This is a genomic window from Tenacibaculum sp. SM2510, assembly GCF_057002845.1.
Genome location: NZ_CP192703.1, coordinates 1,268,346 through 1,289,387 on the forward strand (window position 1 = coordinate 1,268,346; position 21,042 = coordinate 1,289,387).

Annotated in this window: 17 protein-coding genes; 4 read left to right on the forward strand and 13 right to left on the reverse strand. The window is 31.7% G+C overall.

Translation table 11 applies throughout. The features are described 5' to 3' along the window. Positions 1-85: 85 nt before the first annotated feature. Positions 86-529: a hypothetical protein gene (locus ACQ629_RS05620; RefSeq protein ID WP_483706965.1), complete on the forward strand. Its 444-nt coding sequence runs from the start codon at positions 86-88 to the stop codon at positions 527-529. An 89-nt stretch (positions 530-618) separates the two neighbouring features. Here ACQ629_RS05620 and ACQ629_RS05625 read toward each other — a convergent pair whose 3' ends face one another. From ACQ629_RS05625 to ACQ629_RS05635, 3 genes are read right to left on the reverse strand one after another with little or no spacing between them, the layout of a single operon-like run. Beyond that, on the reverse strand, positions 619-1,134 hold the full coding sequence (locus ACQ629_RS05625; RefSeq protein WP_483706966.1) for a gamma carbonic anhydrase family protein: 516 nt from the start codon (positions 1,132-1,134) through the stop codon (positions 619-621). A gap of 6 nt (positions 1,135-1,140) precedes the next feature. Further along, on the reverse strand, positions 1,141-1,872 hold the full coding sequence (locus ACQ629_RS05630; RefSeq protein WP_483706967.1) for a LytR/AlgR family response regulator transcription factor: 732 nt from the start codon (positions 1,870-1,872) through the stop codon (positions 1,141-1,143). A gap of 2 nt (positions 1,873-1,874) precedes the next feature. After that, positions 1,875-4,061, reverse strand: coding sequence for a tetratricopeptide repeat-containing sensor histidine kinase (locus ACQ629_RS05635; protein WP_483706968.1), 2,187 nt, complete (start codon positions 4,059-4,061; stop codon positions 1,875-1,877). A gap of 259 nt (positions 4,062-4,320) precedes the next feature. Between ACQ629_RS05635 and ACQ629_RS05640 the strand changes: the two genes are divergently transcribed. Then, complete coding sequence (locus ACQ629_RS05640; protein ID WP_483706969.1) at positions 4,321-5,445, forward strand: vWA domain-containing protein; 1,125 nt, start codon at positions 4,321-4,323, stop codon at positions 5,443-5,445. A 78-nt stretch (positions 5,446-5,523) separates the two neighbouring features. Here the strand turns inward: ACQ629_RS05640 and ACQ629_RS05645 are convergent, their stop codons facing one another. From ACQ629_RS05645 to ACQ629_RS05655, 3 genes are all read right to left on the reverse strand, one after another. Beyond that, positions 5,524-6,318, reverse strand: coding sequence for a glucosaminidase domain-containing protein (locus ACQ629_RS05645; RefSeq protein WP_483706970.1), 795 nt, complete (start codon positions 6,316-6,318; stop codon positions 5,524-5,526). Further along, positions 6,318-7,274, reverse strand: a complete 957-nt coding sequence (locus ACQ629_RS05650; RefSeq protein ID WP_483706971.1) for a 1-aminocyclopropane-1-carboxylate deaminase/D-cysteine desulfhydrase — start codon at positions 7,272-7,274, stop codon at positions 6,318-6,320. Before ACQ629_RS05650 ends, ACQ629_RS05645 begins: the two co-directional genes overlap by 1 nt. Before the next feature lie 257 nt (positions 7,275-7,531). Then, complete coding sequence (locus ACQ629_RS05655) at positions 7,532-9,448, reverse strand: ABC-F family ATP-binding cassette domain-containing protein (RefSeq protein WP_483706972.1); 1,917 nt, start codon at positions 9,446-9,448, stop codon at positions 7,532-7,534. A gap of 41 nt (positions 9,449-9,489) precedes the next feature. Between ACQ629_RS05655 and ACQ629_RS05660 the strand changes: the two genes are divergently transcribed. Next, positions 9,490-9,885: a DUF983 domain-containing protein gene (locus ACQ629_RS05660; RefSeq protein WP_483706973.1), complete on the forward strand. Its 396-nt coding sequence runs from the start codon at positions 9,490-9,492 to the stop codon at positions 9,883-9,885. Here the strand turns inward: ACQ629_RS05660 and ACQ629_RS05665 are convergent, their stop codons facing one another. From ACQ629_RS05665 to topA, 7 genes are all read right to left on the reverse strand, one after another. Beyond that, positions 9,886-10,935: an NAD(P)/FAD-dependent oxidoreductase gene (locus ACQ629_RS05665; protein ID WP_483706974.1), complete on the reverse strand. Its 1,050-nt coding sequence runs from the start codon at positions 10,933-10,935 to the stop codon at positions 9,886-9,888. A gap of 75 nt (positions 10,936-11,010) precedes the next feature. Continuing rightward, positions 11,011-11,874, reverse strand: coding sequence for a type IX secretion system ring subunit PorN/GldN (porN, locus tag ACQ629_RS05670; protein WP_483706975.1), 864 nt, complete (start codon positions 11,872-11,874; stop codon positions 11,011-11,013). Between the two features lie 18 nt (positions 11,875-11,892). Beyond that, positions 11,893-13,425: a type IX secretion system motor protein PorM/GldM gene (gene porM / locus ACQ629_RS05675; protein WP_483706976.1), complete on the reverse strand. Its 1,533-nt coding sequence runs from the start codon at positions 13,423-13,425 to the stop codon at positions 11,893-11,895. 45 nt (positions 13,426-13,470) lie between these two features. Beyond that, positions 13,471-14,121, reverse strand: coding sequence for a type IX secretion system motor protein PorL/GldL (gene porL, locus ACQ629_RS05680; protein ID WP_483706977.1), 651 nt, complete (start codon positions 14,119-14,121; stop codon positions 13,471-13,473). Positions 14,122-14,171: 50 nt separating this feature from the next. Next, positions 14,172-15,551: a T9SS ring complex lipoprotein PorK/GldK gene (gene porK / locus ACQ629_RS05685; protein WP_483706978.1), complete on the reverse strand. Its 1,380-nt coding sequence runs from the start codon at positions 15,549-15,551 to the stop codon at positions 14,172-14,174. A gap of 98 nt (positions 15,552-15,649) precedes the next feature. Beyond that, entirely contained in the window at positions 15,650-16,810 is a 1,161-nt protein-coding gene (locus tag ACQ629_RS05690) for a formimidoylglutamase (protein WP_483706979.1), read from the reverse strand. Between the two features lie 57 nt (positions 16,811-16,867). Then, positions 16,868-19,366, reverse strand: coding sequence for a type I DNA topoisomerase (gene topA / locus ACQ629_RS05695; protein ID WP_483706980.1), 2,499 nt, complete (start codon positions 19,364-19,366; stop codon positions 16,868-16,870). 198 nt (positions 19,367-19,564) lie between these two features. Between topA and miaB the strand changes: the two genes are divergently transcribed. Beyond that, positions 19,565-21,019 (forward strand): tRNA (N6-isopentenyl adenosine(37)-C2)-methylthiotransferase MiaB, encoded by a 1,455-nt coding sequence (gene miaB / locus ACQ629_RS05700; protein ID WP_483707170.1) that lies wholly within the window; start codon positions 19,565-19,567, stop codon positions 21,017-21,019. Positions 21,020-21,042 lie beyond the last annotated feature (23 nt).

Consider the following 21,042-nt stretch of genomic DNA (forward strand, 5'->3'; position numbering starts at 1 on the left):
TTAAAATTACTTTCAAATTTAAACTTTTCTACCTCGCGATGGTCTAACAGTTATAAATAATTACAAAAAATTAAAACTTAATCTCATGAAAAAATTACTCTCAATCTTGATTTTAACAGTTGGATTTACTGTTAGTACGCATGCACAAAAAAGAAATAAAACTGAAGGTCAAAAATTAACAATTGAACAAAAAACTGATCTGGAAATTAAAAAAATGACTTTAAGGCTTGATTTAACTCCAGCTCAACAAGACCAAGTACGACCATTAATAAAAGAGCAAGTTGTAAAAAAGCAGCAAATGAAAGCCAAAAGAAAGGCGCTAAGAAAAAGTGGTAATAAGCCAACTTCTAATGAAGTTTATCTCGTAAAAGCGCAAGTATTAGACAATCAAATTGCTAATAAAGCTGAAATGAAACGTATTTTAAACAAACAACAATATGAGCGTTTTGAAAAAATGAGTGCAAGGAAAATCAAACGATTTGTAGATCTTACAAAAACGAATAAAAAAGTTAATTATGAAGATAATTAGGTTAACTTGAAAACTGAAATTCGTTATCCCCTAAAAAAAGGAGGTAATTTGTATATACAAATTACCTCCTTTTTTTAGTAAAACACATATTATTCTTTAAACCAACTTGAATATTTTACATAATTATTAGCAATTCTATCAATTTCTCCTGAAATTAATTCTTTAGAAACGTCTTTAATTTTCTTGGCTGGCACACCAGCATAAACACTTCCGCTCTTTACAATCGTGTTTTTAGAAACCACTGCACCTGCCGCTATTATCGAATTCGACTCTACAATGCAATCATCCATAATTATGCTTCCCATACCTATTAAAACATTGTCGTGAATTGTACAACCGTGTACAATTGCATTATGCCCAACAGAAACGTTATTACCAATTGTTGTAGGTGATTTTTGATAGGTTGCATGGATTATTGCACCATCTTGAATATTTACTTTGTTACCTATTTTTATATAATGCACATCGCCTCTAATTACAGCGTTAAACCAAACACTGCACTCTTTTCCCATTTGCACATCGCCTACAATTGTGGCGTTTTCTGCTATGTAACAATCTTCAGGTATTTGAGGTGCTTTACCGTTTACTGCTTTTATAATTTTCATTCTTTTTTATTTAAAATATGATAATAAATTTGCTTTTTTTGATGCGGATACCATTACTTCTTTTCCGTTAGATAAAAGTACGCTTCCACCTTTACCTTTTTTATATTTTACAATTTCGTTTACGTTTACCAAATACGATTTATGTATGCGGGCAAAACCACTTTCTTTTAAAAGATCATCAAAGTGCTTTAAGGTTTTACTAACTACTTTCTTCGTGTTTTCGAAATAGATTTCGGTGTAATTATCGTCTGCCTTGCAAAACAAAATATCTGTAACTGAAATAACTTCAAAACCATCTTGTTGCGGAATCGTTATTTTATTTAAATTAGCAATGCTTTTAGTCGTTAAAACAGTGTTTTCTAACGTTTGTTCTTTTGTTTTAATCTCTTCAACTAAGTTTACCGCTTTAATCAACTCATCTATAGAAATAGGTTTTAATAAATAATACGTTGCTTGATTGTTTAAAGCTTCTATTGCATAATGATCGTAGGCGGTTACAAAAATAGTTTCGAAGGTTTGATTTTCTATTTTTTCTAACAAATCAAATCCGTTCCCGTAAGGCATTTCTACATCTAAAAACACCAAATCTAACTCGTGTTCTTCGATTAATGTTTGTCCGTCTTTTATATTATCTGCTTCTCCTAATAGTTGAACATTTGGGCAATATTTTGATATATAATTTCGTAAAATATCTCTACCAATAGCTTCATCTTCAATAATGATTGCTTTTAACTTCATCTTTAATTTTTCTTTAAAATCAGTTCGACTTTTGTTCCACTTCCATCTTCAAAAACATCCGAAACTGTAACATCAATTTTATCTTTATACATACTATTTAAAATAGCAATTCTGTTTTCGATAGTACTAATTCCTTTCGATTTTTGCTTTAACTGATGCTTGGTTTTCATTTCCATCGATTTTTTGCGCCCTACTCCATCATCTTGCACTGTTATTAAAATCGTATTCGCTGTTTGCTGACGCATAAAAATTTCTAGGCTCCCTTTTTCTTTTTTATAACGGAGTCCGTGCCAAATAGCATTTTCGATATAAGGCTGTAGTAACATTGGCGGAATAGAAAAATTTTCTTTTTTGATTTTCTCATCAACAAACATTACATAATCAAACTTGTCTTTAAATCGATTATGTTCTAATTTCACATACAATTCTAACAGTTCTATTTCTTTTACTAACGGAATAAAATCTTCATCAGAATTTTCTAAAACAGAACGCATTAATACTGAGAATTCTGACAAATAACGATTCGCACTTCGCTCATCATTTACAGCTATAAAATTATTTACAGAGTTTAACGCATTGAATATAAAATGCGGATTCATTTGTGAACGCATCGATTTTAATGCCAATAAATTATTTGCTGATTTTTGTTGTTTATTGGTTCGAAACATAAAATACGCCAACAAACTCATTAAAAAGAAGCCTCCAATTAATGAATAAATAATCAGTTTTTGTTGTTTATTACTTTCCTGTATTAATTGCTGATCTTTATACGCCAAGCTAATTTTACTAGCACTTAATTGCTTATCTTTTTCTAGACTACGGATTCGGTTTTGATTGTTTGCTATTTTTTTTCCGAACCTTTTTACTTGTTGAATTTCTTGTTCTTTTTTAGAATATAATGTATCAACCAGCTTCACATAATCTTGGTAACTCTCTAACGCCTTGGTATAATCTCCCACAGTTGCATACACTTCCGACAGCTTACGCGTTGCATCTTTTTCTATAATTAAATCTTCTTTACTATTGGCGTCTTTTATACTTTTCTTTAAGAAAGGAATAGCTTCACTATAAGATTCTTTTTGAATATAGGCGTTTCCTATTTTGTAATTTATTTTTTGAGAAGTAATAGAATCTACCAACGATTCTTTTTCTTCAGTTTCTATAACAATATCATCTGCGGCAACTAAACTTTGTTTTCGCAATTGAATTTCATCATCATACCTACGAGATTCATTATAAAAATCAGCTACTTTTTGTTGTTCTTTTAAAGCTCTTTTTTTATTTTCTTTGGATGCCAATTTTAAAGAATTCTGAAAATAACCATCTGCTTTCTTTGTTTTTCCCTGAGCAGCAAAAACTTCTGCCAACTTCGAGTTTAAATCTGTTATTTTAGGTGTTACATAATTATCCTTCGCAATTTTTAAAGCTTTGGTATAATTAATAGTAGCTTTAGAATAATTTTTCTTTGCCATAAACACATCACCCAAACCTTCATAGCCTTTTAACTTTTCGTAATTGGTTAGTCCGCCTTCTAAACTTTCTTGATAACTCTTTTCACTATCATCATATTTATTAACTAAAAACTGTGTTTTAGCGAGTAACAAACGAACACTCACGTTGTTATCTTCCCTTAAAGACACGCTATAATTTTCAACTGCTAAATCATACTGTTTCCAGTAAAAATAAACATCACCTAACTCTTTATATGTAATTGCTTTTCGGCTTTTAGAGGATGAATTTAAAAGCATTCTTTCAATAGCTGCTAAACTTTTATCAATGTCAATCTTCTTATAAAAATTTACCGAATCTAAATACTTCGGATATACATCTACTTTTTTTCGATCATAAGAACTTAGTTTTGATTTTCTCTTCTGAATAAAATCTTCAACCAATACCTTAACATCTTCATTATCTATAATTGTATAATAAATAGTTTTGAAACCGGCATGTGACACTTCTAATTCACTTCCTTTTTTAGCCTCTACAACATACCTGTCTTTTGTGTTTGAAAACTTAAAAATACGTCCGTTTACCGTAACTCTAGCGTCTTTAATTTGCTGACGCGTATCTTTATCAACAACCTGAACTTTTACTGTAAACTGCTTTTCTCTTTCTTTATGTTCTTGAGAAAAAACGGAAGACAAAGTAAGTAATAACCCAATAAATACTGCTTTAAAAAATTTATTCATCTTTTATATATTACTGTAAACATACACACAAAAAATGAGTTCAAAAAATGAGATGTCTTAAATATTAACCTCACTAAACACTAAAAAGTTGCTTTCACTCATTTTTTTAACCACTTCACTCATTCATTTTGCCTATATACTCATTCACTGTTTTATAAAAAGAAAGTTGACTGTAGATTTGACAGTATAAAACAACAAGTTAATATTTTTTATACATGTTGTTTTTGAAATTAAATAAAACAATTTAAAACATAAAATTATGAAAAATTACATCTTAAAAACAATCTTCCTTTTTACTTTTTTAATATCAATAGCGAGTTATGCTACTAATCCTAAGAAAGACATCAAAAAACAAACAACCAAAGTAGCTTTGTTACTAGACACAAGTAGTAGTATGGACGGACTTATAAATCAAGCAAAAGCACAATTATGGGAAATCATAAACGAATTATCGCATGCTAAATGTGAAGGAATAACTCCTAAATTAGAAATCGCTTTATATGAATACGGTAACAGCAAACTTTCATCTAGCGAAGGTTACATTCGTCAGATTTTACAGTTCACTAGTGATTTAGATGACATCTCGGAACATTTATTTTCTTTAACTACAAATGGTGGTAGCGAGTTTTGCGGGCAAGTAATTCAGACTTCATTAAATGAATTAGAATGGGGGAATAATAAACGTGATTTAAAAATGATTTTTATTGCCGGGAACGAACCTTTTACACAAGGAAAATTAAATTATAAAGATGCAATTACCAACGCCAAAGAAAATGATATTACTGTAAATACTATTTTTTGTGGTGATTACAACCAAGGTGTTTCAGGCATGTGGCAAGACGGAGCGATTTATGGTGGTGGAGATTATATGACTATTAATCATACAAAGAATATTGTACACATTGTAACGCCATACGATAACGATATTATTATTTTAAATAAGCGATTAAACAAAACGTATATCCATTATGGTAGTGCTGGGTATTCTAAATACACAAATCAGGCTAAACAAGATGCTAATGCCGAAACTTTAGATGAAGTTGTTGTTGTAAAACGTGCTGTTAGTAAAAGTTCTAAATTATATAATAATGCTGAATGGGATTTGGTTGATGCTTCTGAAGAAAAAGAAATGGACTATAGCAAACTAAAGAAAAAGCAATTACCAAAAAATCTACAAACAAAATCATCAAAAGAAATAAAAAAATATGTCGATAGCAAACGTAAAGAACGTAATGAAATCCAAGAAAAAATTCAGCAATTAGATAAAAAAAGAAAACAATATGTTGCTAAAAAGCAACGAGAAAACAATACTAAAAACGAATTGGAAAGTGTAATGATTAAAGCCATAAAAAAACAAGCTAAAAAGAAAAAATATTCTTGGTAGAACCTAACATAATAAAAAAAGCATCACTCTTAGCGCTTTGCTAAGAGTGATGCTTTTTTATCATAAAAGACAAGCCTTTTATTTTACCAATAAATTTTGCCCAATACTAATTTCATTAGTATTTAATTCATTTATTTTTTTCAACTCACTTACAGACAAATCATATCTTCTTGATATCGAATACAAAGTATCTCCTTTTTCTACCTTATGGTAATCGTTCTCTATTGTCGTTTTGGTTATGGTAGTATTCTTAAGTTTTATTCTGTCGTATTTTGTTAAATTATATTTTTTTATAATCGATATTAATTTTTGTGGATAACGCTTATCTGTCGCATAGCCCGCTCTTCTTAATCCGTAAGCCCAACCTTTATAGTTTCTGTGACCCAATTTAAATAAACTAGCGTAACGGCTTCTTGTAATTAAAAACTGCGAATGATCTTCGTATGATGTTTGTGGGTATTTGTATTTTCTAAAACATTCTCCTTTTTCATCATCATCGTGAGTAACACTTTTTCCTTGCCAACCTCTATGGCATTTTATACCAAAATGATTGTTAGATCTAATTGCCAAAGCACTTCTTCCACTACCCGATTCTAAAACTCCTTGCGCTAAAGTAATACTGGCAGGGATATTATATTCATACATTTTCTTAACTGCAATTGGCGCAAATTTTTCAATATATGCTACAGTATGATTTGAATTTGTTTTTAATGGTTTTTTTATTTGTTCTAACTGAGGCATTACAGGATCTACTTCTTCTCTTTCTTGTAATACAACTTTTTTGCGATTTTTAGTAACCACATTTTTGTTAGCACCACAACTCATTAAAAAAAGAGTGCCTATTGCTATATATAAAACTGATTTTATTTTCATTAAATTTTTATTAATGCTTGATTTTTATTTTTTAACTTTTGATTAAATCCATCAATTCCCTGTAAACCTCCTGTATGAATTGCTAGAATTTTACTGTTTTCTGGAAACTCATTATTTTTAATCATTTCTATAATTCCGAACAGCATTTTGCTGGTATAAATAGGGTCTAACGGAATGGTTGTTTGTTCCTTAAACTCGTTTATAAAACGAATTAAATCTGTATTATATTTTCCGTAACCTCCAAAATGATACTCGGTTTGTAAACTCCAATTATCTTTATTTATTGCCAGTTCTTCAATTTCTTTCTGCAAGAAATCACCTTTTAAAGCAGGGAAACCAATTACTTTTTGATGTTTTTTTGCTGCATTTATCAATCCTGAAATTGTTCCTCCAGTTCCTATTGCAGCACAAATATAATCGAAATTCTTATCTTCTTCTGTTAAGATCTCTTCGCATCCTTTAATTGCCAACTCATTGGTTCCGCCTTCAGGAATTAAATAAAAGTCTCCAAACTCATTTTTTAACCCATTTATAAACTCTTCGGATGTTTTATCTCGATATGCCTCTCTTGAAACAAACTTAAAATGCATCCCGTTTTCATAAGCCTCTTTTAAGGTAGAATTTCCTGCCAACGTTTTTTCGAGATTCTCGCCCAACTCATCTCCACGAATTACACCGATAGTTTTAAAACCAGCTAAATTTCCCGCAACTGCCGTTGCTACAATATGATTAGAAAATGCACCTCCGAAAGTTAAAATGACTTCTTTTTGCTGATTTTTTGCTTCTGAAATGTTGTATTTTAATTTACGAAACTTATTTCCTGAAACAAACGGGTGAATTTTATCTTCTCGCTTTATAAACAACGCCACTTTTTTCTCTTCTAAAACAGGAAGAAATATTTGTTGGTTTTCAGTTTTAAAAACCTGATTAAAAAAGGAGTGATAATTAGTACTCAAAACAGTAAATTTATTTTGGTAAAAATAGTAGAATTCTTAATTAATTAACCACTATTCTAAACTTGATTTTCCAACAAAAAAACACGAACTTAGTTAATAATATCTCTAAACCCTTTTCAAAAACTAGTTGCTTTAGCTGTATACAAAAGAAGTTCTTTATAGAGAAATTTAAGCTCTATAATAATTTTAAATAATAACAGCGGTTTTGTTTAAAAACAAAACCGCTGTTATTATTAGAATAAAAAATGGATAAACTGCTAAAAATCAGAAACCTGTTCTTCTATTTTTTCCCAATCAGCCATTAATTTTTCTAAACTTGCTTTTTTAGCTTTATATTTTTCAAAGAAATTAGGACGAGCAGAAACTTCATCATAATTACTTGCTAATTCTAAATCTATTTTTTCAATATCTTTTTCTAAATCAGCAATATCTTTTTCGGTCTTAGAAAGTTTGTTCTTCAATTTTTTCAACTCTTTTTCTTGCTCTCTAGATAACTCTTGTGCTTCTTTTTTAGCTGTTGGTTTTTCAACTTTAACAACTGTTCTTTTTTCAGCTTCTCTAAGGTTTTCCATCTTATGCTGATCTAAGAAATAATCAATATCTCCTAAATACTCTTTAATAACCTTGTCTTTAAATCCGTAAACTGTTGATGTTAATCCTTGTAAGAAATCCCTGTCGTGAGAAACTACAATTAAAGTTCCGTCAAAGTTTTTTAAAGCTGTTTTTAATACTGTTTTAGAGGCAATATCTAAGTGGTTTGTTGGCTCATCCATTATTAACACGTTAAACGGTGATAATAACAATTTACATAAAGCTAAACGGTTACGCTCTCCTCCCGATAGTACTTTTGCCTTTTTATCTACAGCATCTCCACCGAATAAAAACGACCCTAACATATCTCTAACGCGCATTCTGTTACCATCTGAAGCAGCATCTTCCATTATTTCTAAAACAGTTTTCTCTGGAGGTAATTCTTCTGATTGGTTTTGTGCAAAATATCCTATTTCTACATTATGCCCTAATTTTAGGTTTCCTGTAAACGGAATTTCACCAACCATCATTTTTGCTAAAGTAGATTTCCCTTGTCCGTTTTGACCAACAAAAGCAATTTTACTGTTACGCTCAATCATTAAATCAACATCTTCTAAAACATGCTTATCTCCGTAACTTTTACTTAAACCATCAGCTTCAACAATAATTTTACCTGGTTCTTTAGAGATATTAAAACGCACATTCATTGCCGCATTATCATCTCCATCAACCTCAATAAGTTCTACTTTATCTAGCTGCTTCATTAACGATTGCGCCATCGAAGCTTTACTTGCTTTTGCCTTAAACTTATTTATTAAATGTTGCTTTTGCTTAATTTCTTTCTCTTGATTTTTCTGCGCTTGTAATTGCTTTTCTTTAATTTCGGCTCTTAAAACTAAAAACTCAGAGTATGGTTTTTTATAATCATAAATCTGACCTAAAGAAATTTCGATCGTACGATTGGTTACATTATCTAAAAACATTTTATCATGCGAAACCAATACAATGGCTCCAGAATATGATTTTAAAAAATTTTCTAACCATATTATAGATTCGATATCTAAGTGGTTTGTTGGCTCATCTAACAGTAAAATATCATTGTTTTGTAATAATAATTTTGCCAATTCGATACGCATTCTCCATCCACCAGAAAAGGTGTTGGTTAATTTATCAAAATCTTCTCGCTGAAAACCTAAACCTTGTAAAATTTTCTCGGTATCTCCTTGGTAATTATACCCTCCTAAAAGCTCATATCGCTCTGTAAGATCCGTTAAATCGATAATTAACTGACTATACTCTTCACTTTCATAATCGGTTCTTGTAGCTAGCTGATTGTTAATATCGTCTAACTTTAACTCGATTTCTTTTATTTCTTCAAACGCTTGATATGCTTCTTCTAAAATAGTTCTTCCTTCTACAAAATCAATATCCTGACGTAAAAACCCCATTCGAATATCTTTATCAAAAGCCATCGTACCACCACTGGTTTCAATGTCTTTAGAAAGTACTTTTAAAAGTGTAGATTTCCCGGCTCCATTCTTACCAATCAATCCAATTCTATCACCTTTATTTAATTTAAAAGTAATTCCTGAAAACAAATCAGTTCCCATAAAAGAGACTGATAAATTGTGTACGTTTAACATATTATTTGCGTAAATTTGAAAAGCGCAAAGCTACTTAAATTATGATTAGTAAAGGAACAAAGTTATACAGTGTTTTAAAAGGTAAGTGCCCTCGTTGTCACGAAGGTGAATTCTTTAAGCATAACATTACAATTAACCCAAAAAAAGTAACGCAGTTACATGATAATTGCCCTAGTTGCAACTTAAAATATATGATGGAACCTTCTTTTTTCTTTGGTGCCATGTATGTAAACTACGGCTTATCGGTTGCTTTGTTTGTAGGTGTTTTTATTATTTCTAAAATAATTTTTGGCTTAACAATACTCCAAAGCTTTATTTCTATCATTGTGGTTTCTTTATTATTGATACCTATTACGTTGCGTTTATCTAGAATTATTTGGATAAATATTTTTATTGGATATAATAAAGACGCGAAAGAACTGCAGACTGAAAGATAATTAATTTACAAATCTTTTTATATCTGTATCTTTATCTAATTCCTCACCGTTTTCTAAGTGATTAAATAGGTTCTTAGCAATTGTTGGTCCAATCATAACACCACGTGTTCCCAAACCATTTAAAACAGCCAATTGCTTGTGTTTTGGATGAACACCAATCATTGGTCTTCTATCGCTTACAGTTGGCCTAATACCTGCTGTATGATCTTTTACCGTATATGGTACCGTAATTATTTTCTTTAATTTCTCCTCTAACTCTTGTTTAGCTTCCGCTGTTGGATCACAGGTTTTATCTGTCCAATTAAACGTAGCGCCTACTTTATAATTATCATTACCTATTGGCATTACAAAAAAACCTGATTTTAATAAAAAATCTATTTTTAAAGTCGGCGCATGAATTACGATCGATTCCCCTTTTACCTCGTTTAACGGTAAATAATTAAAAAATGGATTCTTTTTTATTCCGAACCCTTCACAAAAAACAATTTTCTTTGCTTTTATATGCTGATACTGAACGTATTCTTTTGATGTATCTAATTGATCATATTCAAAAGACATGTCTATCAATCTATTAAAATTCATCATATAATTCCTATATGACTTTACAAGTAAAGCAGTATCTATTCTTCCTGTTCCTGTAAGTTCTCCAAAACCAAAATCGCCAACAACACCTTCAATCTTTTCTTTACTAATTTTAGGATTCATATAATGTAATAAAGTTGGTTTATCTAAAGCTGAAAACCAATTATTACCATCACCAACACTTGTAAATGCTTTTTTAATAGAAAACTTGTGATCTAATTTTACACCTAACTTATCTTCTAAGGTTTTATAAAAAGGTAGTGCCGTTTTTATTTGTTCATGCCCATTCCATGCAGCATTAAAACGCTTTAAAATAACAGGATTATACACACCGCCTGCAACCAAAGAAGATGTTTGCGAGCTGTTTTCAAAAATTACAAACGATTTGTTTGCTCTCTGTAACTCTTCCGCAAAAGCGATTCCTGCCAATCCTAAACCTACAATAATATAATCTACATCAATATTCATGCTCCAAAAATACTATTTATTACAACAAAAAAGAGCTTGCATAGCAAGCTCTTTTTAAATTTTATAAGTATGAAATTAATAGTTCCACATATCCATTTCACGATCACGAATACTTTCTTTAACTCTATCAGCTTCTAATAATTGAAATAAAGAATTACCTCTAACATAATCTTTAATAGACCTGTCTCCGTAAATATTCTCTTCTTTCATTATTGTAGAAGTAAATCTTCTAGCGTTTAACAAGTTATCATATGATAATGGGTGGGCTGAGTTTTTAGGATTAAATACTTTTGATGCATGTAGTGTTTCTCTTGCATCAGGAAAAAATACCCAAAACAATTCATACACACTTTCACTATCATCAATTTCTTCAACACCTAAAACCTGCACATCTGGTCCCATAGGTGCTAATGCTAGCATACGGTACTTTAACTCTCCTCCACGTTTATCGAAATACCAAAGACCTTTAATTAAGTATCCTTTAATATCTGCAGATTGTACAGAATAAGGATCCATATTTCCGTAACCATCGTCACGTTCATTATAGGTTAATTGTTTAATCTCTTGCATTCCTACTTTAGTTGTAAAATAAGAATCGCTATACACTTCTTTAATTTCACCGTTTTTAATACCTCTTAATAAGGTGTCAAACAATGAACGTCTTGTTAAACCCGCATTAGTAGTATCAATTGGATAATAGTAAGGTAGATTAATTTTTTGATTTAAATCAACATACTCCCACACCACTTTAGACCATAACACGTCTCTATCGCTAATATAGCCATAAGGAAGTGGTTTATCGTCTTCTGAAGCAATTTGGGCTTCAGATTTAAATCCAATCTCATCAACCTTTTTAGAATTTAAGAGGTTAGCTTGTGCACTCACAAAACTTGTTGTTGCAAGGGCAAATAAAACCATATAAAAACGCTTCCAATTCATACTTTAATTTTTTACTTATTAATTAGTAATCTCAATATTTACAGGTAATACTTTCTTAATCTTGTAGTTAGAACCTGAAACTGATGCTTTAATATCGTAAATAGTAATTACATCATTTCTTCTAGCTTTAGCAAGTGCCTGTTTTGCTCTGGCTGTTAAAATTCTTCCATTTACAGGAACTGTTACCTGACCAGGAACTTTAATTTTAAAGCTAGATACATTTAATTTTAAATCGAATAAGAAATCTGGTAATCCTGCAGCAACGCTAATTCTATTAACACTTGCTTTAGGCATTTTTACAGTACCATATTGACCTCTTACCATACCTACTGCTGGTGGTATGTCTTTAATTCTGTATTTTTTTGGAGTACTAATTTTTCCTCCTCCTGGTAATGTTGCAGAAACTCTAATAGTTACTTCACTCCCTTTACCTGGGTTCATTACATATTTATCACCTTTAATTCTTCTTAAACCTGGCGCTGATGCAGAAACTTTATTTCCTGAAACTCCCGGTACAGATATTGTTAATGGGTTAGATAAACCACGGTATACAACATTCATTTTATCAGCAGAAACAACTGCTTCATTTGGCTTAGGAATTACTGAATAACCTCCTAAAATAGGAATAGTTACTAAAGAATCGTTTTCCATAAACTGAAACTCTCCTTTTAATTCCTTATCACCTACAGAACCTGCTGGTCCATCTAAGATAACTTGACCTGCTTGAATTTTATCTTTTGGCCATTCTACATCGTTAATTATAACCTTTTCAGCTGTTAAGTTAGGGTCATTTTTACCTAAAATAATTTTTCCTGATAATTTTTCACCAGGATAATATGCGTTTTTATCAAAAACAACCATGGCGTCATAGTTTGTCATTGATACTGCGCTTTCTAACTCTCCTTGTAATAATGCCGTTAAAGCATCCGCTTCAGTAGTTTTAATATCTGCCTGAATTTGCGTTAACTTCGTTAAGGATGCTATTAAAGGAAAACCTTCATAGTTGTATTTTAACCAGTTTAAAGTAAGACCATCTTTATTTTTTACATCATCTGTATTAAAACGAGCTTCAACAACACTAGATAATTCAGACTCTCCTAAAACATCTAAAGATTGCTCTCTAAATTGACTTACTTTATCTACGAATTCTTTTCCTTTAGGAGTTATTTTTCCGCTTGCGAAAAAATACTGATCTAAAAAACCAGATTTATCCATAGACTCATAAGCTTTCTTATCTTCTATCTCACTCATCATCTGAGTTTTCAAATCTGCTATATATGTAAAAAAATCGTCTGCCATACCTCTAAGGGTATCCGTCTTTTGTTTAGCTTCACCATATTGCTTTGCTTGTTCAGCTGCTTTAAGTGCTAAAAGATCATACGACGCTTTATTTTTATCGGTTGCTCTAATATTAGATTCCGATAATTTCTCATTCATTAATCCAAATGCTGATAAAACCTCTTTACTCATATTCATCGCTAACATAGAAATAAATACAAGGTACATTAAGTTTACCATCCTTTGCCTTGGTGACTGTTTTCCTCCTGCCATCTTTAATTAGTTTGTTTAGTTAATAAAATTAGTTAAACTAATTAATTATTTAGTTGACATTGCCGTTAACATTCCTCCATATACTCCATTTAAAGAAGATAAGTTGGTTGCTAATGATTGCATTTGTTCTTGTAAACGTTGAGAGTTCTCCACTAAAGCAGTGTTTAAGTCAGCTTGTTTACCTGCATTTTCTACTTGTGTAGCATACAATCCGTTTAAAGATTCTAATTTTGCAGCTGCCATAGACATTTGCTCGTTGTATTGATTTGTAGAAGATACTGTTTTAGAAGTAGCTGTTAATCCTTCTGCAGCTCCTTGAAAACTTTTAATACTATCACCTAAACTAGAGATTAAAGTTGCATCTAATTTTGCTTCTTTTAAAATACCATCTAATTTTTGAGACAACATGCTTTGTGCGTCTTCTGGCCCAGCTTCTTTACCTTTTTTACCTAAAGATTGCCCATCTGATAATTCTGGGTATACTTTTGTCCAATCTAACTCATCTTCAATTGGTTCAAATGCAGAAATTGCGAAAATAATTGCTTCAACAACTAATCCTAACGTTAACATTACCCCACCTGTTAAAGGTCCGATTTTGAAGTGCATGATTTTAAATAAAGCTCCTAATATTACTACAGAGGCTCCTAAACCATAAGCCATATTAAAAATTTTCTTAGTTGATTTTGATTGTGCCATAATTTTTGTTTTTTTTGTTTGGGGATTAATTATATTTATTCTTGATTTGTTTACTTACTCTTATTTGTTCCTAAATAATCTTGTACTGTTCTAAAACCTATGTAACTTCTAGCAGTATCGGCATATTCCCAGTCACGTGAACTTACTTCTAAAAAGTATGCTACATCTTTCCAAGAACCTCCTCTAATTATTTTTCTTCTATTTTCTTTAATTTCTACATTAGGGTTCATTGTTGACCCCATGTAGTATGACATTTGATTGTATGCCGTATTCGTCCATTCTGCAACATTACCAGCCATATTATACAATCCATACTCATTAGGATTAAAAGAAACAGCTTCTACAGTATATAAAGCACCATCTGCAGCATAATCTCCACGAACTGGTTTAAAATTAGCTAAGAAACAACCTCTATCACTTGTTGTACTTGGTCCACCCCAAGGGTATTTACCATAGTTTAAACCGCCACGAGCAGCATATTCCCATTCTGCTTCAGTAGGCAATCTAAATGAAGGTACTAATCCTAATTTCTTTCTAGATCTTTGGAAGTTATTTTTTGTTTGGGTTCTCCAATGACAAAACGCTTTTGCTTGATTCCATGTTACACCAACTACAGGGTAGTTTTCATAAGCTTTGTGTGCAAAATATTCTTGATGCATCGGATCGTTATAAGAGTAATTAAAATCTTTAATCCACACAGTTGTATCAGGGTATACATTAATAACTTCATCTTTCATAAAGTCTTTTCTGTTTTTACCTGTCTTTGCAGCTTGTTCATTATCGAACCAGTAATACCTATAATTTAGTAGCTTTGTGTTAAATGTTCTTATCCCATTTAAAGCTTCGTCTTTTTTAAGATATAAAGAATCCATTACTTCAACATAATCTGTATCTGGGTATTCTTGCTGCTCCCAAATAAGTTCTTCTTGCCAATTTAGTGGCTTTAACGAATCTAAACCTTCACCTAATTCGTAATAATTCTCACGCATATACTTTGCATATGGAGATTCATTTATTGTATCTGCAGAAGCAAATGCGTATAATTGAATACCTACAGCGTTTTTACCAGCGGTAGTAGGATCTACATCTCCTCCTGATGCAAATTCAGCCTGATATGCTAATTTTGTTCGTGTTATAGAATCTCTTACCCAAAACACAAATTGTTTGTATTCGCTATTCGTTATCTCAGACTCATCCATATAAAATGGTTGAACTGTAACTGTTTTAGTTGGTGCATTCATAGCTCCTAATGGATCTTCATCTTGCTTACCCATCGTAAAAGAACCTCCTGGTATCTTAGCCATACCGAAAGGTTTTTCTGCAAACCATTTTCTTTTTGACTTCTCACCCACTAACTCTCCTCTATCACCACTTGAACCACAAGCGTAAATCAAAGATCCTAACAATGCAAATACTACTATTTTTTTCATATTATTTCTTTCTTATAAAAGAGGTCGTAAACCTATTATTTTTTTCATTAAAAAACAATTACGTGTTATATTATTTTAAAAACAAATAAAACTAGGTTTTAAACAAGCTTTTGCTGTGCTTTAAACCATCTATCAGGCATTTTTCTTTTTAATGCCTGCTCGTAATCTTTATAGTTACATGGTATTAACGCATGTCTTTTATGTTTATTATTCGAAATTAAATTTATTTCCATCCACCAACGTCCACTTTTATCACTTTTATAAAAGTTTATAGGATCGTCGTCATTTAAAAGTACGGTAAATTTTTGATAATTTTCTTTTGTTACAAACGGATAATCTTTTGCCCTAGCATTTACTCCTTCAATAAAATACCAAATCATTTGAGCAATTAAACTTGCTGTTTGATTATTTGCATCTAACTTACTATTATATTCATAAATACCAAAAGAACTTACTTTGTCGCTAATTCCTGCATATCTTGCGATTGCACAAATATCTTCTCCGTAAAAACCGTTTGGCGACGCATTACTATTTGCTGGTGCTTCGCTTTGTCGAACACAACCAATATCAATACTAACAATATCGGCATCTCTCATTATAGGCTCCACTAAAGTTACATCTTTTACTTCACCTAACCTAAAAGCATCAAAATATAATTTATCTAATAATTCAATTTCTTCTTGTGAATTAAAATAAGTTTGATATCCTATATTACTATAATTAAACAAATTATTTGGTTGCTCCATAATCACTTTACTTAAAAATGATTTAGAAGACAATTCTTCATCTATAGAACCAATATCAAATCGACTATCTACAGATACCAAGTTAACTGTTTGTTCTAAAGAATCATAACCTCTATAATTTGCATATGTTATATCTTGACTACCACCAATTAATACAGGAATTATGTTTTTCTTTAATAAATAATTAATAGAAGATGCTACTGCAAAACAAGTGTCTTTTGGAGTGCTTCCTTGTTCTATATTTCCTAAATCGGCTATTTGAGTATACCAATTACCAGGAAATAATTCATATAATTTCTCTCGAACATAGTGCAATTCTTCTCCGCATCCCACATTATCATCTGCTCCTCTACCGTCTTTAACTCCTATGATGGCTATGTTTATTTCTGATAAGTCAGGAAAACCCTTTTCTAAAGAATGAACCTCAATCTGACGCCCTAAAGAAGTTGTAGGTTGCAACATTAAATGTGCTACTACGGTATCTTTAATAGGTGTAAAAAAATTAAAAATCATTTTTTTTGGGGATTAGGGAACATGCAATATACTAAACTCTTTTTCTTAATAAGCACTTTATTTCTTTTTCGCCGCTTTCTTTTTAACTACTTTCTTCTTAACAGCTTTCTTTTTAGGGGTTTTAGCCTCTATTAACTTCACTGCTTCTTCTTTCTTCATCTTCTCTATCTCTGTAGTTTTAGGTAACTCAACTTTAATTTTACCTTTAATCACGTTAAAACGACCCCAACGTGCTTTTTCTACTCGAATACCAACATCTTCCCAGTTATGAAGAACTTTATCTATTTCCTTTTGCTTTTTAACCTCAATCAACTCAATAATATCTTCATCTGAAAGGTTATCGAAATCGTATTTTTTACTTACGTTGATAAAAATTGAGTTCCATTTTAAGAAAGGACCAAAACGACCTACTCCTTTTTGAACCGGCATATCTTCGTAGTGATAAATTGGCGCATCTGCTTTTTGTTTTGCAACAATTAATTCTTCTGCTCTAGGCAGATCTACTTCCATCGGATTTTCGCCTTTTTCTAAAGATACGAACATTGTTCCGAATTTAATATAAGGCCCAAAACGCCCGTTAGAAACAATTACTTCTTCATCCTGAAAAGAGCCTAAGTTTTTCGGAAGCAAAAACAATTCTAACGCCTCCTCCATCGTTATTGTACCAAGGTTTTGATCTTTATTTAAGCTAGCAAATTGCTTTTCTTCATCTTCGGGCGCACCAATTTGTGCTATCGGACCAAACTTACCTAAACGCACTAAAACTGTTTTTCCAGATTCTGGATGTTTTCCTAAAATACGCTCTCCGCTTTCTCTTTCTGCATTTTCTTTAACATCTTCCACATTTTCATGAAACTTAGTGTAGAAACCTTTTATCATTTCTATCCAATCTTCATCTCCTTCAGAAATATCATCAAAAGAATTTTCAACCCTTGCTGTAAATCCAAAATCTAAAATATTTGAAAAATTAGCTACCAAGAAATCGTTTACAATATTCCCTATATCTGTAGGAATTAATTTATTTTTATTTGAACCTGTTTTTTCCGTCAACATTTCACTTGCTACAGTTCCGCTTGACAAAATCATTTGTTCATAATTTCTTTCTACTCCTTCATTTTCTCCTTTTTCTACATAACCTCTTCGCTGTACAGTAGAAATTGTTGGTGCATACGTAGATGGTCTACCAATACCTAATTCTTCTAATTGCTTTACCAAAGATGCTTCTGTAAAACGGTAAGGCGGACTTGTAAAACGCTGTGTTGCATTTATAAATGTATACTCTAAGCTTTCACCAGTTTTTAAATTCGGTAGCATTCCAGCCTGCTCTTCTTCTTCGTTATCTGTTCCTTCTAAATACACTTTTAAGAAACCATCAAACTTTATCATCTCACCGTTTGCAGTGAATATTTTTTCATTTTCTGAGTTCTCAATTTTAACGTTGGTACGCTCTAATTGTGCATCGCTCATTTGAGAAGCCAACGTTCTTTTCCATATTAAATCATACAATCTTGTTTGATCGTATTCACTATCTATAGCATGTTTTTTCATCTCTGTAGGACGAATTGCTTCATGGGCTTCCTGAGCACCTTTTGCCTTCGACTTAAAAACACGTTGTTTACTATATTCTTTTCCGTAATAATTACTAATTTCTTCTTCGGCTGCATTTCTTGCATCTACAGATAAGTTTACACTATCTGTTCTCATATAAGTAATTAAACCGGCTTCATATAAACGTTGCGCTACTTGCATTGTTTTCGCAACAGGAAAACCTAATTTCCTAGAAGCTTCTTGCTGCAGTGTTGATGTTGTAAATGGTGCTGCTGGAGATTTTTTTGCTGGTTTTTTAGTTAAGTCAGCTATAGAAAAATCGGCAGCTGAACAAGATTTCAAGAACTCTTCTGCTGATTTTTTTGAATTAAAATTCTTCGGAATCGTTGCTTTAAACGTTTTCCCTTGGGTATTAGAAAACTGAGCGACTACTTTATAATGTGTTTCTGATTTAAAATCAAGAATACTTCGTTCTCTTTCTACAATTAAACGAACGGCTACAGATTGAACTCTACCTGCAGACAAACCTCCTTTTACCTTACGCCATAAAACAGGTGATAATTCATACCCAACAAGTCTATCTAAAACTCTACGCGCTTGTTGTGCGTTTACCATATTATAATCGATATCTCTTGGATTTTCGACCGCTTTTAAAATGGCGTTTTTTGTTATCTCATGAAAAACAATACGCTTTGTATTCTTATCATCTAATTTTAATTGTTCTTTTAAATGCCACGCAATTGCTTCACCTTCTCGATCCTCATCACTCGCTAACCAAACAGTTTCTGCTTTTTTCGCTAAAGCTTTTAACTTCTTAACAACGGGTTTCTTATCATCAGAAACAATGTACTTCGGACTAAAATCGCCATCAACATCTATCCCTAACTCCTTAGAAGGTAAATCTGCGATATGACCATAGCTAGATTCTACTTGAAAATCTTTACCTAAAAACTTTTCAATTGTTTTTGCCTTTGCAGGTGACTCAACTATAACTAAATTCTTTGCCATATCTCTTTTCAATTTTCTCTTTTCACATCACATATATAATGATGCTTGGAATTTGCAAAAGTAGAATGTTTTTTTTAAAAAAAAACTTTTTGTTGCATTTAAGGTTTAAAATCGACTATAAATTAACAATAAATTTCTGCCAATTTGTCATAATTTTTATATTTTGGTCGTATCTTTGCCTTCATTTTTAATATGAATATGGAGCACACTGAGAAGGTTATAGATGAAAAAGTACAAGGGCAGGCTCTTGTTACTGAAACAAAAAAAGAGAACACTAAAAAATTATTTATAGAGAGTTACGGTTGTCAAATGAACATGAACGACAGCGAAATTGTAGCTTCTATTTTAGCGGAACAAGGTTTTAATACCACACAAGTTCTAGAAGAAGCCGATTTAGTTTTAGTAAATACGTGCTCTATTAGAGAAAAAGCCGAAACTACAATTCGTAAACGTTTACAAAAATACAACGCTGTTAAAAAAGTAAACCCTAACATGAAAGTGGGGGTTTTAGGTTGTATGGCCGAACGTTTAAAAGAAAAGTTTTTAGAAGAAGAAAAAATTGTTGATTTGGTTGTAGGACCAGATGCATATAGAGATTTACCAAATTTATTAGAAGAAATTGATGCTGGTAGAGATGCCATAAACGTTATTTTATCTAAAGAAGAAACTTATGGTGATGTTGCTCCTGTTCGTTTAAACTCTAACGGAGTTTCTGCATTTGTATCTATTACTCGTGGTTGCGATAACATGTGTACTTTCTGTGTGGTTCCGTTTACACGTGGTCGCGAAAGAAGTAGAGACCCTAAAAGTGTTTTAGAGGAAATTAAATCGATGCATGACCAAAATTTTAAAGAAATTACGCTACTTGGTCAAAATGTAGATAGTTATTTATGGTATGGTGGTGGATTGAAAAAAGATTTCAATAAAGCTTCTGAAATGGTGCAAGCTACGGCAGTAGATTTTGCTCAATTATTAGATATGTGTGCTACTGAATTTCCTAAAATGAGATTCCGTTTTGCAACTTCTAATCCGCAAGACATGAGTTTAGATGTAATTCATACCATGGCAAAACACAAAAATATTTGCAAATACCTTCACTTACCTGTACAAAGCGGAAGTAATGCCATGTTAAAAGCAATGAATCGTCAACATACAAGAGAAGAATACAAAGAGTTAGTTGATAACATTTTTAAAATAGTGCCAGAAATGTCTTTATCACAAGACATGATTGTGGGGTTTTGTGGCGAAACAGAACAGGATCATCAAGATACGTTGGACTTAATGAGATATGTAAAATATGATTTCGGTTTTATGTTTGCTTACTCTGAAAGACCAGGAACATTGGCTGCTAAGAAAATGCCCGATGATGTACCATTTGCTACAAAGAAAAGACGTTTACAAGAAATTATCGATTTACAGCAAGAACACGCTTTATATAGAACACAACAACATTTAGGTAAAACTGAAGAGTTTTTAATTGAAGGGACTTCTAAAAAGAATCCGAATGAATGGAAGGCTAGAAACACCCAGAATACCGTATGTGTTTTCCCTAAAGAAAATTATAAGCTAGGTGAGTTCGTAATGATAAAAATAGAGGATTGCACTTCGGCAACCTTAAAAGGAACTGTTATTGGCTATTCAGATAATAATTAATTTTTAGAAAAGAGAAGCAAGAG

What these genes read in the sequence shown, in the direction of transcription:
- porM (WP_483706976.1), bottom strand. Translation starts at nt 13,425, where the DNA reads ATGGCAGGAGGAAAACAGTCACCAAGGCAAAGGATGGTAAACTTAATG.
- topA (WP_483706980.1), bottom strand. Translation starts at nt 19,366, where the DNA reads ATGGCAAAGAATTTAGTTATAGTTGAGTCACCTGCAAAGGCAAAAACA.
- ACQ629_RS05690 (WP_483706979.1), bottom strand. Translation starts at nt 16,810, where the DNA reads ATGATTTTTAATTTTTTTACACCTATTAAAGATACCGTAGTAGCACAT.
- ACQ629_RS05640 (WP_483706969.1), top strand. Translation starts at nt 4,321, where the DNA reads ATGAAAAATTACATCTTAAAAACAATCTTCCTTTTTACTTTTTTAATA.
- porL (WP_483706977.1), bottom strand. Translation starts at nt 14,121, where the DNA reads ATGGCACAATCAAAATCAACTAAGAAAATTTTTAATATGGCTTATGGT.
- ACQ629_RS05620 (WP_483706965.1), top strand. Translation starts at nt 86, where the DNA reads ATGAAAAAATTACTCTCAATCTTGATTTTAACAGTTGGATTTACTGTT.
- ACQ629_RS05665 (WP_483706974.1), bottom strand. Translation starts at nt 10,935, where the DNA reads ATGAATATTGATGTAGATTATATTATTGTAGGTTTAGGATTGGCAGGA.
- porK (WP_483706978.1), bottom strand. Translation starts at nt 15,551, where the DNA reads ATGAAAAAAATAGTAGTATTTGCATTGTTAGGATCTTTGATTTACGCT.
- ACQ629_RS05635 (WP_483706968.1), bottom strand. Translation starts at nt 4,061, where the DNA reads ATGAATAAATTTTTTAAAGCAGTATTTATTGGGTTATTACTTACTTTG.
- ACQ629_RS05655 (WP_483706972.1), bottom strand. Translation starts at nt 9,448, where the DNA reads ATGTTAAACGTACACAATTTATCAGTCTCTTTTATGGGAACTGATTTG.
- porN (WP_483706975.1), bottom strand. Translation starts at nt 11,874, where the DNA reads ATGAATTGGAAGCGTTTTTATATGGTTTTATTTGCCCTTGCAACAACA.
- ACQ629_RS05630 (WP_483706967.1), bottom strand. Translation starts at nt 1,872, where the DNA reads ATGAAGTTAAAAGCAATCATTATTGAAGATGAAGCTATTGGTAGAGAT.
- ACQ629_RS05660 (WP_483706973.1), top strand. Translation starts at nt 9,490, where the DNA reads ATGATTAGTAAAGGAACAAAGTTATACAGTGTTTTAAAAGGTAAGTGC.
- ACQ629_RS05625 (WP_483706966.1), bottom strand. Translation starts at nt 1,134, where the DNA reads ATGAAAATTATAAAAGCAGTAAACGGTAAAGCACCTCAAATACCTGAA.
- miaB (WP_483707170.1), top strand. Translation starts at nt 19,565, where the DNA reads ATGGAGCACACTGAGAAGGTTATAGATGAAAAAGTACAAGGGCAGGCT.
- ACQ629_RS05645 (WP_483706970.1), bottom strand. Translation starts at nt 6,318, where the DNA reads ATGAAAATAAAATCAGTTTTATATATAGCAATAGGCACTCTTTTTTTA.